The sequence below is a fragment of the Rhodococcus sp. ACS1 genome (genome assembly GCF_002300155.1).
Classification (GTDB): Bacteria; Actinomycetota; Actinomycetes; order Mycobacteriales; family Mycobacteriaceae; genus Rhodococcus_F; species Rhodococcus_F koreensis.
On the sequence record NZ_NSDZ01000008.1, the window covers coordinates 220,981 to 234,988 of the forward strand.

The window sequence follows — 14,008 nt, forward strand, 5'->3', positions numbered from 1 at the left end:
TAGACGTCGTCCGTAACTCCTGATCGATGTAGGAAGGCCGGTTTCTGCTCCATCCGTTGCGACGATCCGGTTTCTGAAAATGCGGTACCTATTTCGATAGTACTTTTTAAGAAGTATGCTAGTGCGAAGATGAATTCTCACTTCTCCGAAGAAGTTTCGGAGTCCTACTGGCTGGCATTACGGAGGGTGATGGAACCGGAAAAGTTCAACATTCACATCCCAGACGAACGGATCAACGATCTGCGTCAAAGGCTACGGGCGACCAACTGGCCTGGAGACTTCGGAAATTCCGACTGGGACTACGGCGTCGAACAGGGCTGGCTCCGCGACATGGTGAGCTACTGGGCAGACGACTTCGACTGGAGGGCAGCGGAGGCGCGCATGAACGCCTACGACCAGTTCCGAGTAGAGATCGATGGCGTACTCATCCATTTCATGCACATACGAAGTGGCCGGCCCAATGCTATCCCGCTGATACTGACGCACGGCTGGCCATGGACCTTCTGGGACTGGCGTGGTGTAGTCGAAGAACTCACGCGAGACAATGATGACGTGGCCTTTGACATCGTCGTCCCGTCGCTCCCCGGGTATGGTTTCTCGTCACCGCTTCGAATCCCAGGCCTCGACATCCGAGGAATTGGACGCCTTTGGGTGAAGCTGATGACCGAGGTCCTGGGTTACGAACGGTTCGCGGCGGCCGGCGGAGACCTGGGCTCCGCTATCACGGCCGAACTCGGGCATGCGTACCCCGAGCGCATGATCGCTGTGCACTTTTGCATCCTGCTGTTGCCCGAGTTTCACTACAAGGACGTGCGACAGGAGGACTACGCCCCCGACGAGAAGTGGATGATCGCGCGCAATCGGGAGGCAGTGCCGCTGATCACCGCGCATCGAGTGCTGCACAGCACCGAACCACAGACGATCAGCTACGCGCTCGCAGACTCGCCCGTCGGGACAGCGGCGTGGATATGGGCTCGGCGTCGGGCTTGGAGCGACAGCAATAGCGATGTGATGTCTTACCGCGGCCGTGACTTCCTGTGCAGCCTGGCATCGGTGTACTGGCTGACCAATACAATCGGTTCGTCGCTCCGGCTCTACAAAGAGCAGTATGGAGGGGGCGTTCGCGCGACAGGTATGCCCGCGCCGACCGAATGGTCGCTGCTACGTCAAGACGCGCCTTCGATACCGGTCCCGACGGGCGTGGCGGTGGCACCGAAGGAGGTTGCGCTCATGCCGCGGGCCGCCGTTGAGCGGCGTGTGAACCTTGCGCGGTGGACTGTGCTCCCGCGAGGAGGCCACTTTCTCCCATCGGAGGCGCCCGACCTCCTCGCCCAGGAGTATCGCGCCTTCTTCGGCGAGCATCGATTGTCTATCTGATAGCGGGGCGGTGGAGAACTGGGTGGAATACGATCTCACGGTCCGCGAAACCGTCTCGGGGCCTTGTGGCTCGCATGGCAGTTTGTGTGATCAATTGATCGGCGCATCGTGTGGCGTAGTACGTGGCCGGGTATTTAATGATGTTCCCGCGCAGCGGGTTCCCTACTTGGCCCGCAACGAGCACGCCTGATTCACCGCCCGCGGCGCCGATGCGTCCGGGTTGGTGGTGCGGACCTTCGTCGACCTAGCGTCAACCGTGCCAGCGGTTGACGCGTATGAGCCGTTGTAAGGCGCACCGGGGCGACCGCGATGCCCTACACACGGTCTGGTTCGATAGCCGGCGGGCCCGCCCGCCGTAGAAGTTTCTCGGGGCGTTCGTGCACATGCGCCCGGTAAGGACCTGGCCAGTACGACCCCAGACAGACTGTGGTGGTTGGTGATGGATCGACCAGATTGCTTCCGGGGCGGGTCGCACTCGTGCGTGAAGAAAGATGTTGCGGCTGTGGTATTTCGATTGAAATATGAGGTCGTAAGGATGGCGTCAAATGACGAAAACGGCACGCCATTTGGGGTTGTGGGAGCCACGTCGTGGACAGATTTCCTTCGGTGTGACGAGCCAGGAGTCGGGGTGCGTTTGTTGCATCTGCATGCAGCGGAGGGCGTTCAGGGGTGTGGATTGTCGAACGATATGAATGCCCCTGTCACGAAGTGGCATCGGCGCAGATCATTTCCATTGCGCAGACGGCCATGGACGCCACCGAACACGATAGGGCCCCGTGGGGTGGTGGGCTTTGAGGTGAATCCTCGGTGCCTACTTGCCACGGTTGATCGCGGCGATGGTCCCAGTATCGCCGGTGGGGCCCAGCAACGCCATCGATCCCTCGGAGAGGTAGCGGCGCTTGCCGGACTGCCACTCGTCGTGCATGTCGGTCAGGACCGCACCGACGAGTCGGATCACGGCCGCCTCGTTCGGAAAGATGCCTACGACGCGGGCTCTGCGCTTGATCTCTTTGTTTACCCGCTCCAACGGATTCGTCGACCAAATCTTCGACCAATGCGCCCGCGAAAATGTACTGAACGCCAAGACCTCTGACTTCGCCTGGTCCATCAAGGGACCGATCTTGGGGAACCGGCCGGCCAACTGATCACGGACCTCGTCCCACGCCGAGGCGGCGGTGGCGGGATCGGGCTGGGCGAAGATCGTGCGAAACACCGCGGCGACCATGTCGGAGTGCGACTTGGGGACATGCGCCAGCAGGTTTCGCGCGAAATGCACCCGACACCGCTGATGCCCCGAACCCTGGAACGAGCGCCGCAGTGCCGCGACCAAACCGGCGTGCTGGTCACTGATGACCAGTCGGACACCGGACAGGCCGCGTTTCTTCAGCGCAGCGAGGAAGCCACGCCAGAACACCTCGTCCTCACTGTCCCCGACATCGAGGCCTGGGGGTACCACCCGCTTGCGGGGGCGGACCTCACGCGCACCCTCGGCGGTGATCCCCGTGGCCACCACGACCGCCATCGAGGTCACCTGCGAGGAGGTGCCCGCGTACGTGCAGGTAGGTCGCGTCGAGGTAGACGTAAGGAAACGCGGTGTGGTCGAGCGGTCGGGTGCGAAATGCGCCGACGACCTCGCCCCGGCCGGCGCAGATCCGCGACACCTCGGACTTGGAAATTCCCGAATCGATTTCCCAGAGCCGCTACGAGGTCGTCCACGCTGCGGGTGGAAACTCCGTGTACGTAGGCCTCCATCACCACCGCGTACAGCGCTTGGTCGATCCGTCGACGGGGTTCGAGGATCGAGGGGTAGAACGATCCCTTGCGCAGTTTCGGAATCCGCAATTGGACGTCGCCGGCCTGTGTGGCCACCAACCGGGGCCTGGCCCCGTTGCGTTCGGTGGTGCGGGCCTCGGTGCGTTCATAGCGGCCGGCGCCGATCTGTTCGGTGGCTTCGGTTTCGATCAGTTCTTGCATGACCATCCGGACCGATTCACGGATCAGATTCACTCCGTCTCCGGCACGGAATGCGTCGAGTAGCTCGGACAGGGCAGACTGGGACAGGGCCATCGGTGGACCTCTTTCTTCGATGCGTGCTTGGCCGTACACACCGAAGATCCCGCCGATGGCCCTCTCTACGTCGGAGCCGCGCCGCTCAGCCCCAAACCCCACCACTCCACGGGACGCCTACCCGAACATCGCCAATGGATTCTGCCTTCTTCCATTCGAGTTGATGTTGGCTCTGCAGCCCTGACGGGCGTGCGCGGAACGCTAACAGCAAGACTCGTTGGCCTAGAATCCGATTGAGCCGACGAAGTCCCAGCGACCAGCACGAAACCCATCAATGTCCAGAGCGTGAGGCTCGTGTCGGCGACACTGGGTAGTGCAATCGAGTAAGGACCATGAATATTCCGTGAACGGCTGACCAAACTCCTGCTTGCTCCGGTTCCAGTTGTGTGGTGTTCGTCGACCGCGTGGCCATCTCGCTGGGCCTGATGAGTCGAACTCGGGCAGTGTGCAGCGATCAAACAGCTGGCGCGTGAGTTGGACCTGGGTATGCCGTACCGGCCTCAGACTGCGCCCATCGCCGTCTTGTGCTCGTTGGTTCGCAGGCCGAAGGCTTCGGCGATCAGGGCGTGGGAGTAGCGTCGGGCCTCCTGGTCGGGGTTGATGCTTTGCACCATGATTTCCGTAGCACCTGTCTGTTCGATCATCTGTGTCAGTTGGCTGCGGATGGTTTCCGGGCGCCCGGCCAGTTGCTGAGGCCAGATTCCGTCGACGATCCGGGATGGCGCATCCTTTTGACTGTCGGTGAGGGTGCGGGAGGCCTCCTCGATCGAGGGGACGACGATCTGTCCGGGGTTGGTGCGGCCCAGGCTGGCGTAGACGGCGCGGGTGGGCCAGGTCATCTTGTGGGCTTCCGCATCGGTGTCGGCGGCGAACACGCTCACGCCGAGCATTGCCTGTGGGACCTGTTCGCCGTACTGGGTCGGAGTGAACGCCCGGCGATAGGACCGCAACGCGCGGACCGCCCCGGGTGGGTTGATAAATCCTGCGAAGGAGTATCCAATTCCCAGCGCGGCGGCTAGGTTGGCGCTGCTGCCGGACGAACCGAGGATCCATGCGTCGGGACGGGGGGTGACGGTGGGCATCAGTTGGATCTGGCTGAATGGATGATCGGCTGGGAAGTCTCTGCGTAGAAACGCGAGCGCTTCTTGAACTTGCTGGCCGAAGTCATCTGCGGGCCGGGATTCGCGGTCGCGTTTGAGCGCCACGTCCACGAGTGGGCCGGTGGTGGCTCGGCCAAGGCCTATGTCGAACCGCCCGGGCGCTACGACTTCCAATTGATAGAATAGTTCGGCAACTTTGAGGGGGCTGTAGTGGTTCAGCAGGATCGCTCCGGACCCGATGCGGATGCGCTCGGTCTCGCGTGCGATGACAGCCATGAGTATTTCCGGTGCGTGGGACGCGACCGAGCCGATAGCGTGGTGTTCGGCGAACCACATGCGGTGAAACCCTTGAGCTTCTGCATGTTTCGTGGTGATCAGGGCGTCATCGAATGCGTCGAACGCGTTGCCGTCTGCGGGGACTGTTACCTGATCGACGATGGAGAGCTTTACCACTGTTTGCCTCTTTTGATGGATTTGTGAAAGCGGGAATTTGGCGCGGGACGAGTCGGTTGGTGTGACGTATGGGGCTCACGGAGGTGTGAGGGCACCGTGGACGGGACGAAGCCCGTCGACCCCGATTTGCAGTTGGCGGACCCACGGCGCCGTTGTGGGTCGTCGCAGGTCCGTACCGGGCCCGGTGGCTGGAATGTCGGCTCGAGGGTCTATCGGACCGATCTCGCTGTGATCAGCGAGCGAGGCAAGGCAGATGATGAGTTGAACAATGTCCTCGCCGGTGACCCCTTCGCGCAACACCGCGGCAGCATGGCAACGGGCCACGAGTTGTTCGGCAACGGCGGCAACGCAAGTGGCGCACTCATCGAGCTGACGCTCGCTGAAGGGGCGGGCCAGCCGCTCGGTCAAGGCCACATGGGTGGCCTGGCGGCGCACGGCGTCGTCGATGAACCCGGTCAAGGCCGCCCATGGGTCCGCATGATTCACCCAACTCGACAAGCCGGCGCTCTGCCATGCGGAGAACAGGTCCTGCATGACCGTCTCGAGAAGGTCTTCCTTGGTTGGGAAATGGCGGTACAGGGTGCCAATCGCCACACCGGCGCGTGCAGCAATGTCGCGCACGTCCGCGCCGCGCCCTCGCGTGGTGAACTCGGCCGCGGCCGCCTCGATGATCGCAGACCGGTTCCGCACCGCATCCGCGCGTAAATGCCGCTTCACAGCTCGACTCTTCGACATGGGCACACCTCGACCGTACGACAAACCAAGTAATATGAACATGCGCTCCGCTTAACTTCAGAGTGACTTCCGACACTTATCCCCGGCGCATGGCCACCGCTGGGATGAGTGGACATCAGATGGGCAGATCGGTGCTGCAGTCATTGTTCAGTGCGGCGACACCGCAGGAATCTTCGGAAACAAAAACCTCCAACGACCCAGTCCGCTTGGCATCGCGCAAGTTCGAACTGCCCGAGACCGTTCGGTCCTACCGCACGGGCAGTCCGGAGCGTCAGAATCTGTGCGAGTGGGTTCGAACAGGCGTCGCCCGCCGAGTGTTCAGTTGCACGCAGCCTGGAATCCCGATCACTACGCCACCGCGACACTGCGTGAGACTGCGGGGAAAGAATCGCGGTTTTCGCCGCGGACGAACTCGGCACTCCACCACCCTCGTGACGGTATTTCTACGAAATACGGGGGTCGGAAGATGAGTCGAGACCGGTAGTTGGAGCCCGTTCGACGTTGTCGAACTGTCGTTGCGAGGTCAAAGTGCCGATGTCGTAGTCGAACGCTGCACCCTTCCCGAGTTTGAGCGCCTGGGTCTGCGCGACGAGCTTCGGAACGAATTCGTCGTAGATGGTGCCGGCGATGTACAGGCGTTCGGGACTGCCCCCACCCTGGTTGACACTCGGGGTGTGCAGTTTCAGGCCGCGTGTGCGGTCTGATGGAGCGTCTCATACTCGATGGGCGTCAGTCGACCGAGCCCGCGTTGCCGGCGCCGCCGGTGGTAGGTCGTCTCGATCCACCCGACGATCGCCAACCGTAGTTCTTCACGGCTGCTCCAGCGGCGACGGTCGAGAACATTGCGTTGCAGCAACGCGAAGAACGATTCCATCGCGGCATTGTCGCCACATGCCCCAACCTTCCCCATAGAACCTTGTAAACCATTGCAGCCCAACAATTCCACGAACATTCCGGAACGGAACTGGCTGCCGCGATCGGAGTGAACCACGGTGCCATCCGGTCCACGAAGCGCGATAGCGTTTCGCAGCGCCGAACACGCCAGGTCCGCGGTCATCCGGTCGGCGATCGAGTAGCCGACGATCCGGGTGGAGAAGCAGTCCTTGATCGCGCAGAGGTAGAGCTTGCCCTCATCGGTCCAGTGCTCGGTAATGTCGGTCAACCACAACCGGTCGGGCTGCTGGGCGGTGAACTGCCGCCTGACGAGGTCGTCATGGACCGGTGGGCCGGATCGACGATGTAGTCCTCGTTTCTTGGCGAACACCGAGAAGATCCGCTGCTGCGAGCACAGCCGGTGGACGCGGTTCTCGCCGGCGACGATGCCGTGGGCAGGTAGTTCGTCGGCGATGAACCGGTATCCGAATTCCGGATCGTCGGCGTGGATATCGAGTGCGGCGTTGATCAGATGGGCGTCGTCCCAGTCCCGTCGGGACACGGGATCGGTGTTCCACTTGTAGAACGCTTGCCGGGAGAATCCCAGCACCCGGCAGGTCACCGCGACGGGGATACCGTCGGCGGCTAGGTCACGGACCAGCGGGAACATCATTTTGGGTTGACGTCCCGCGATAGGTAGGCGACCGCCCGGCGCATCACTTCCGCCTCTTGTTCGAGCAGCCGGATACGTTTGCGGGCCTCGCGGAGCTCGTCGGATTCGTCTCGTGTGAGGCTGGGTCGGGTGCCGTCCTCGATGTCGGCCTTGCGCAGCCAGTTCTTCAGGCAGGTCTTGGAGATCCCGAAATCTTTCGCGATCTGCTCCAGCGGGGCTTCGCGTTTGCGGGCTACGGCGACGACGTCGCGACGAAACTCCTCGGGATATGGCTTCGGCATGTCGATCATCCTTTCACCGTGAGGGTGGATCCCTCACGGGTCAGGTGTCAACCAGAGCCGGGGCAGTCCCTTCGGTCGACAGGCAGAGCTGCCCGGCGGTGGAGAAACACGCCCGAGCTGCTCCCTTGGCGGCCTTGTCGAGATCGGCGTCGTCGAGCACCAGCATGGGGTTCTTGCCGGCGAGCTCGAGTGTGCAACCGATGAGTCGGCGCGCGGCCGCCTCCGCGATCTTGCGGCCCGCGCCGGTCGAGCCGGTGAAGCAGATGTGGTCGGCGTGGTCGATGAGCGGTTGTCCGACCGTTGCCGGCTCGCCGACGACGATCTGCCACAGCGCGGGGTCGAGGCCGGCCTCGACGAGGAGCTCCCGCGCGCGTAGCGCGGTCAGCGCGGTTTGCGTGTCCGGCTTGTGGACCACGGCATTGCCGGCGAGGAGCGCGGGGATGATGTCGCAGACACCCAGGGACAGGGGGTAGTTCCAGGGGGAGATGATGCCTACCACGCCGACCGTCGCCAGATACAGAAATTCACCGTCACCCACCGGGAGGTAGACATCCCACGCGGGTCAGGTGTCAAGCAGCCGCTGATTGAGATGTGATCTGATGGTCGGGCCAGGCGGCGTGGTCGTCCCAGGGTTCGTTGTGTTGTAGACACCACCACATGCGTCCGAGGAGCTTGTTGGCGAGGTTGCGCAGCGCGGCGTTGTGGTGGTCGCCGGCGGCTCGTCGTTTGTCGTAGTGGGCACGTGGCGCCCGCTGATTTGGTGAGGGTGACGAACGCCAACCACTGGCAGGCGTCGCCGAGTCGCTTGTTGCGGACCTTCCGCGCCTTGACGTAGTGCGATCGGCCCGAGGCGCGGGTGATCGGCGCGGTGCCGGCGAACGCGCGCAACCCGTTTGCCGTCGTGAACCGTGCAGGGTCGTCGCCGACCTCGGCCAGGACCCGGGCGGCGAGAATCGGACCGAGACCCGGAGCCGACCGCAGGTCGGCCTTCACGTCGACCTTGGGTGTTCTCGGTGCAAGTTTGCCGCTTGGGCTACCGATGGTGTCCGACGGTGGGGTCAGCGTTCTCAACGTCGTCGGGCCCGTCACCATTTCGGCAACGGTCGTCGACGCCAGCCCCATGGGCATTGCGGGGGCACTCGTTCTGGCCAACGCCAGGCCGGACGAGCGCGCGGCGCTGTTTCGCAGACTCGCACTGTGGGGCCTTTCGATGGTGATCATCGGCCCGCTGCTGTCGTGGGGCATCTTCACCCTGGCGTGAGGGTAGATCGCAGGCTGGACGTGAGGAAGGTACTGCCAATACACGGACTGGCAGACACTTGCAGCCGCGCGCGCGTGGGCGTCAAATGGTGGGTTGACCACGGATCGGGCCTTCACGGGGCATTGTGTTGATTTTGTTACATCCACTCAAATTAGTCACCAATGCTGTGTATCCTTCATGCATCTAGCGTGGAAGAGTCGGATACTTCTTTCAGATTAACGCAGCAAGGCTGACTAATTAGTGGGTGAAGCTGATGGATGAACGTGTCGATCGGTTGAGGGAGAACGTCGTCGCATTCAGCCGTAGGATTCGAAGCAAGAGCTCAGGGCATCTGATGTCGCCGACGCAGATGCAGGCCCTGTCACATCTGGATCGGTCGGGGCCGTTGAGTGCACGCGCACTCGCCGACCTCGAGCAGGTGGCTCCGCAGACCATTGCTCGCACGGTCTGCTCCCTGGAGGGTAAGGGGATGGTCACTCGTTCCGTCGATCCTAAAGACGCTCGTTCGCAGCTTATTTCGATTACCGAAGCGGGTGTCGGCACCCTTGCGGCGGATCGGGCCAGGCGCAGGGAGTGGCTCGCGGCCGCGATAGAGGAACGATGTACCGAGGTGGAACGGGAATTACTGTTCCTCGCGGGCGGCCTGTTGGCTCGCCTCGCGGAGGCGCCCGGCTCGGCTCGGACGCCGGAGTCGCAGTCGTGACGGCTGTCGGTAGCCGAACCCCGCCTGCATCGGAAGGCCGGGCGATCCCGTTCCGTGTGAGCGGGGCGCTGGCGACCGGTAGTGTTCTGCAGCCGCTGAACTCGTCGATGATCGCCGTCGCCATCGTCGGCATCGCCGCGCAATTCGGGTCGAACTCGGGAGTGTCCTGGGTCATTTCGGCGATGTACATCACCACGGCGGTGGGTGCGCCCACGGCAGGCCGCATGGGTGCACTCTTCGGAGCGCGGCGCATATTCGTCGGCGGCCTGGTTCTGGCCGCTGCCGGCTCGATCGTGGGAATGCTGGCCCCCGACGTGAGGTGGTTGATCGCGGCGTATGTTCTTCTTGGCTGCGGTATTTCGGCGCACATGCCCAATGCCATGACGATGATCCGCAGCTATGCGGAGCGTTACGGGCGGCAGTCGCGCACCGCGCTCACCACGTTGGTGGTGTGTGGCCAGTCCGTCGCTGCTCTCGGGCCCACGATCGGCGGTTTGCTCGTGGGTACATTCGGATGGCAGTCCATTCTGTGGGTAAACCTTCCGGTCGTGTTGCTCAGTGCCATCGCTGTAATGCATGCGGACGTCGGGTACGCAGGCGGGCGTTCGGCGTCGGTACGGGGAGCGCTCCGTGCGCTCGATGTGGTCGGAATCGGGATGTTCCTCGTCGCGATCACCTCGCTGATGTTGCTACTCGTCTCGCTTCGAGACAGTCCCTCGTGGTGGTTGCTACCTGTGGCCGGAAGCGGACTCGCCCTGTTCGTCTGGTGGGAGTGGCGTGCGTCCGACCCCTTTTTCGATGTTCGTGCTCTGGTACGCAACCGTGCGCTCAGCAATACTCTCGGTCGTACACTCGTCACCTACACGTGCTTCTACTGCGTCTTCTTCGGCATTCCCCAATGGCTGCAGTATGTGAGGGGGATGAGTGCGATCGAGGCCGGCATGACGATGCTGCCGGTCGCGGGGGTCAGCGTCTTCTCCACGATCATCGGGTCACGTGTCTACCGAAAGGTGGGGGCTCGGGCGACACTTCTCGTCGGCACGATCGCTCTGATGATCGGGGGGGTCCTGATTGCCTCCGTCGAGCGTTCGACAGCGCCAATACTGGTCTTGCTGCTTGTCGCCGCCGTGCTCGGCATTCCCAACGGATTCAACAACATCGGCAATCAGAGCCTGGTCAACTCGGTGACCACGGTCGAGGAAGTCGGCACTGCAATCGGCATGTTCCGCACGATGGCGTTCATCGGCGCCAACCTCTCGGTGGTGGTGCTTCAGGTGACTGCCGGTCACGAGATCGACGATGCCGGCCTGCATCGAATGGGTTGGTTCATTGCCGCCACAGCGTTCGTACTGGTGGTCGGGGTCGCGCTCTCGCGCCACATGGGTCCGAAGGTCGAGGTCGAGAGGGTCGAATCCGAACCACGCTCGGGGTAACTCCTTCCTTTCTCTCTGTCGCCACAACATGAAATGATTGCATATACGATCTAGGGTTCCTATATAAGAACAACGCGGCTACGCTCGGGTCAGAGAAGACGTCAAGAATCACTGACCCCGGAAGGCTCCCCATGACCGTGTTGGCCGTGCGGCACACGACCCCGGCGTTTCGCACCTACTCGGGTGAGAACGCCCTCGACCTGCTGTCGAAAGAACTCGACCGTCCCAGCCCCCATCGCGTGATGCTGGTCTGTGGCGCCTCGATGCTGGCTCACGACGAGGCGCTTCGTCGTGTGGAATCGGCCATCGGGGAACGGTTGGTGGCCCGCTTCAGCGAGGTGCGCGAGCACAGCCCGCTGCCGTCTGTGGAGAAGGCGCGCGATGTGCTGATCGATTCCGGGGCGACCGCGGTGGTGGCGCTGGGCGGCGGCTCCGCCGTCGTCACCGCGCGGGCAGCGGTGATTCTGGCGGGTGAGAAGGGGGATGCCCACGACTTGTGCACCCGCCGTGCGGACGACGGCCGGATGATCAGTCCGCGCCTGTCTGCCTCGAAGGTTCCGATGTGGGTCGTGCCGTCCACGCCGACGACCGCCTACGCCAAGGCCGGCGCCGCGGTGAGGGATCCCGCGACAGGGGAGAGGCTGGCGCTGTTCGATCCGAAGGCGCGCGCGGCCGGGGTCGTCTTCGATCCGGTGGTGGCAATGACCGCGCCGGCGTCGCTGATACGTTCATCGTCGCTCAACGCCCTCGCGATGGCAGTGGACGGGATGCAGTCCACGGGCGGGAACCCGCTGGCCGAAGCATTACTCGGCCACGCATTGACTGTGTTGACGACGTGGCTGGGTCGTGTCGGCGACCGGCCCGACGCCGAGGCAGCCGTTCAGTTGATGTTCGGCGCGCTCCTCGCGGGGCAGGGCAGCGACCATGCCGGAACGGGGTTGGCACAGGCGCTTTCCCATGCGGTGGGGCCGCGCTCGACGGTCGGCAACGGCGTCGTCGAAGCCCTTCTGTTGCCGCACACGATGCGTTTCAATCTCGGCGTGACCGACGAGGCCCTGGCCCGGATCGCGCGTCTGCTGGGTGTGCCGGGTGCCGATTCACCCGCCGATGCCATCACGGCCATCGAAGAGGTGTTGACCTCTGCACAAATTCCGCTACGACTTCGCGATGTCGGCATCGAGCAGTCCGACTTGCCGGACATTGTCGAGCACACGCTGCACGACTGGGCTCTCACCGCGGTCCCGCGTCCTGCTGATCGCGACGGGCTGCGCAGCATCCTCGATCACGCCTGGTAGCAACACGCTCAGGCCCGCACGCTTCGCCTGCGTGTTGCCGGTTCGAGGATTTCTTTGCCCTGAGGTGTTCCCAAATACAACCAAGAGTTCTAATATACGAACTATCGCATTCTGTTGACCTTGGGCCGGCGAGTGCCGCCGACACGAGAACACCGTCACGTCCTGCCGGTCTGCACTGCAGAACCGGCCGTCCATTCACAAGGAGAGACGTTCATGACGACACAGCCGCAGAGCTGGTCTTTTCCCCTGCAGGCAGATAACGGGCCCGCACCGATGCTCATCGACGGGAGTTGGCTCTCGTCGATCTCGGGGCAGACGTTTCCGACCTACGACCCGGGAACGGGTGAGAAGATCGCGGACGTCGCGCTCGGTTCGGAAAAGGATGCGGACGTTGCGGTTGCGGCCGCCCGCCGCGCCTTCGACGAAGAGCGGTGGATGAAGTTGCCGGCGCAACAGCGGGGTGCAATCCTGTGGCGGGCCTCCGAGCTGATCAAGTCCTCGGCCGACGAACTGGCCAAGCTCGAGAGCCAGGACATGGGAATCCCCGTTCCACAGGCCCGTGCCATGGTGCTCGAAGCCGCCGCGCAGTTCCAGTACTACGCAGGATGGGCAGACAAGATCCACGGTCGCACCGCCGACCTGGGCCCTGCCGAACGTCGCATTCAGGGTTACACGCTACGAGAACCGGTCGGCGTGGTGGCGATGATCGTGCCCTGGAATGCTCCGCTGATCTCGGCATCGAAGAAACTCGCTCCCGCCCTCGCCGCCGGATGCACCTGCGTCCTCAAGCCTGCCGCCGAAACCCCACTCACCGCGCTGTGGCTGGGTCAAATCCTCTTCGCGGCCGGTGTCCCCGCGGGTGTGGTCAACATCGTCACCGGCCCCGGCTCGACCGTCGGATCCGCGCTGGCCGAGCACGACGACGTCGATGCCGTGGCATTCACCGGTTCGACCGAAGTCGGGCGCTCGATCATCAACGCCGGTGCGGGCAACATCAAGAAACTGTCCCTCGAACTCGGCGGCAAGTCACCGGTCATCGTCATGCCGGACGCCGATCTCGCGGCAGCGATTCCCGGAGTGGCAGGAGCGGTGTTCTGGAACACCGGTCAGGTCTGCGCCGCGGGGACGCGACTGTTCGTTCACGAGGCGGTCTTCGACCAGGTCGTCGAAGGTGTTGCGGAAGAAGGCCGTCGACTGCGCATCGGCTACGGAGCGGACCCGGACGTCGATCTCGGTCCTTTGATCTCCCGTAAGCAACTCGAACGCGTCACCGCGTACGTCGACGGCGGCCGCGAGGCCGGCGCCCGCGTGGTGTCGGGCGGCAACCGGATCGGCGACAAGGGCTACTTCTTCGAGCCCACCGTCCTGGCCGACGTCGACCAGACCATGGCGGTCATGCGCGAGGAGATCTTCGGACCTGTCCTCGGGGTGATGCCTTTCGTCGATGTCGACGAGGCCGTCGCCCTCGCAAACGACAGCTCGTTCGGGCTGGCCTCGAGCGTGTGGACACGCGACGGCGCAGTCGGCCACGCGATCGCGCGCCGACTGCGCGCCGGACGGGTGGGCATCAACGTGCATCGCGCCGGCGGCGTGCACATGCCTGCCGGCGGCTACCGCCAGTCGGGATGGGGGCGGGAAAGCGGCCCGGAGGCGATGGAGAACTACCTCGAAACGAAGTCGGTCGTCTCAACTCTGAGCTGACTCCAGCACGGAACAGCAGCCCACGTCGGCCGGCCTCGGCTCAACAACCCAAGGAG

The 14,008-nt window shown here is 63.4% G+C and carries 11 protein-coding genes and 2 pseudogenes; 6 read left to right on the forward strand and 7 right to left on the reverse strand.

The genetic code is table 11. The annotated features are described in order from the left end of the window. The first annotated feature begins 129 nt into the window (after positions 1-129). Positions 130-1,377, forward strand: coding sequence for an epoxide hydrolase family protein (locus CJ179_RS35365; RefSeq protein ID WP_095864481.1), 1,248 nt, complete (start codon positions 130-132; stop codon positions 1,375-1,377). Positions 1,378-2,188: 811 nt separating this feature from the next. On the opposite strand, the pseudogene CJ179_RS35370 reads toward CJ179_RS35365, so the two are convergent. The 7 genes and pseudogenes from CJ179_RS35370 to CJ179_RS35395 all read right to left on the reverse strand — a co-directional run bounded on the left by CJ179_RS35370 (position 2,189) and on the right by CJ179_RS35395 (position 8,687). After that, positions 2,189-3,444 (reverse strand): annotated as a pseudogene (locus CJ179_RS35370) (IS256 family transposase). 500 nt (positions 3,445-3,944) lie between these two features. After that, entirely contained in the window at positions 3,945-4,997 is a 1,053-nt protein-coding gene (locus tag CJ179_RS35375) for an LLM class flavin-dependent oxidoreductase (protein WP_095864482.1), read from the reverse strand. 75 nt (positions 4,998-5,072) lie between these two features. Next, positions 5,073-5,732: a TetR/AcrR family transcriptional regulator gene (locus tag CJ179_RS35380; RefSeq protein ID WP_179377760.1), complete on the reverse strand. Its 660-nt coding sequence runs from the start codon at positions 5,730-5,732 to the stop codon at positions 5,073-5,075. Between the two features lie 443 nt (positions 5,733-6,175). Further along, entirely contained in the window at positions 6,176-6,418 is a 243-nt protein-coding gene (locus CJ179_RS54180) for an aldehyde dehydrogenase family protein (protein ID WP_143548983.1), read from the reverse strand. Continuing rightward, positions 6,415-7,559, reverse strand: a protein-coding gene (locus CJ179_RS35385) for an IS3 family transposase (RefSeq protein ID WP_095864808.1) whose coding sequence is annotated in 2 segments (ribosomal slippage) — positions 6,415-7,280 and positions 7,280-7,559 — 1,146 coding nt in all. Because the reading frame shifts where the segments join, the coding sequence is not laid out codon by codon here. The genes CJ179_RS54180 and CJ179_RS35385 overlap by 4 nt, the downstream gene beginning before the upstream one ends. A 70-nt stretch (positions 7,560-7,629) precedes the next feature. Further along, positions 7,630-8,064, reverse strand: a pseudogene (locus tag CJ179_RS35390) (aldehyde dehydrogenase family protein); the annotation flags it as partial. After that, a complete protein-coding gene (locus CJ179_RS35395) occupies positions 8,052-8,687 on the reverse strand; it encodes a transposase (RefSeq protein WP_306454265.1) in 636 nt (211 codons plus the stop codon). The gene CJ179_RS35395 and the pseudogene CJ179_RS35390, both read right to left, overlap by 13 nt. Between CJ179_RS35395 and CJ179_RS35400 the strand changes: the two genes are divergently transcribed. From CJ179_RS35400 to CJ179_RS35420, 5 genes are all read left to right on the forward strand, one after another. Next, positions 8,599-8,820, forward strand: a complete 222-nt coding sequence (locus tag CJ179_RS35400) for a hypothetical protein (protein WP_143548957.1) — start codon at positions 8,599-8,601, stop codon at positions 8,818-8,820. The genes CJ179_RS35395 and CJ179_RS35400 overlap by 89 nt on opposite strands. Before the next feature lie 253 nt (positions 8,821-9,073). Beyond that, a complete protein-coding gene (locus CJ179_RS35405; protein WP_095864809.1) occupies positions 9,074-9,523 on the forward strand; it encodes a MarR family winged helix-turn-helix transcriptional regulator in 450 nt (149 codons plus the stop codon). Next, positions 9,520-10,956 (forward strand): MFS transporter, encoded by a 1,437-nt coding sequence (locus tag CJ179_RS35410; RefSeq protein ID WP_095864486.1) that lies wholly within the window; start codon positions 9,520-9,522, stop codon positions 10,954-10,956. The genes CJ179_RS35405 and CJ179_RS35410 overlap by 4 nt, the downstream gene beginning before the upstream one ends. Positions 10,957-11,087: 131 nt before the next feature. Then, positions 11,088-12,251, forward strand: coding sequence for an iron-containing alcohol dehydrogenase family protein (locus tag CJ179_RS35415; protein ID WP_095864487.1), 1,164 nt, complete (start codon positions 11,088-11,090; stop codon positions 12,249-12,251). A 213-nt stretch (positions 12,252-12,464) separates the two neighbouring features. Then, a complete protein-coding gene (locus tag CJ179_RS35420; protein ID WP_095864488.1) occupies positions 12,465-13,952 on the forward strand; it encodes an aldehyde dehydrogenase in 1,488 nt (495 codons plus the stop codon). Positions 13,953-14,008: the final 56 nt, after the last annotated feature.

Coding starts and splice junctions, on each gene's coding strand:
- CJ179_RS35365 (WP_095864481.1), top strand. CDS start 130: ATGAATTCTCACTTCTCCGAAGAAGTTTCGGAGTCCTACTGGCTGGCA.
- CJ179_RS35380 (WP_179377760.1), bottom strand. CDS start 5,732: ATGTCGAAGAGTCGAGCTGTGAAGCGGCATTTACGCGCGGATGCGGTG.
- CJ179_RS35400 (WP_143548957.1), top strand. CDS start 8,599: ATGGTGTCCGACGGTGGGGTCAGCGTTCTCAACGTCGTCGGGCCCGTC.
- CJ179_RS35395 (WP_306454265.1), bottom strand. CDS start 8,687: ATGCCCATGGGGCTGGCGTCGACGACCGTTGCCGAAATGGTGACGGGC.
- CJ179_RS35405 (WP_095864809.1), top strand. CDS start 9,074: ATGGATGAACGTGTCGATCGGTTGAGGGAGAACGTCGTCGCATTCAGC.
- CJ179_RS35415 (WP_095864487.1), top strand. CDS start 11,088: ATGACCGTGTTGGCCGTGCGGCACACGACCCCGGCGTTTCGCACCTAC.
- CJ179_RS35420 (WP_095864488.1), top strand. CDS start 12,465: ATGACGACACAGCCGCAGAGCTGGTCTTTTCCCCTGCAGGCAGATAAC.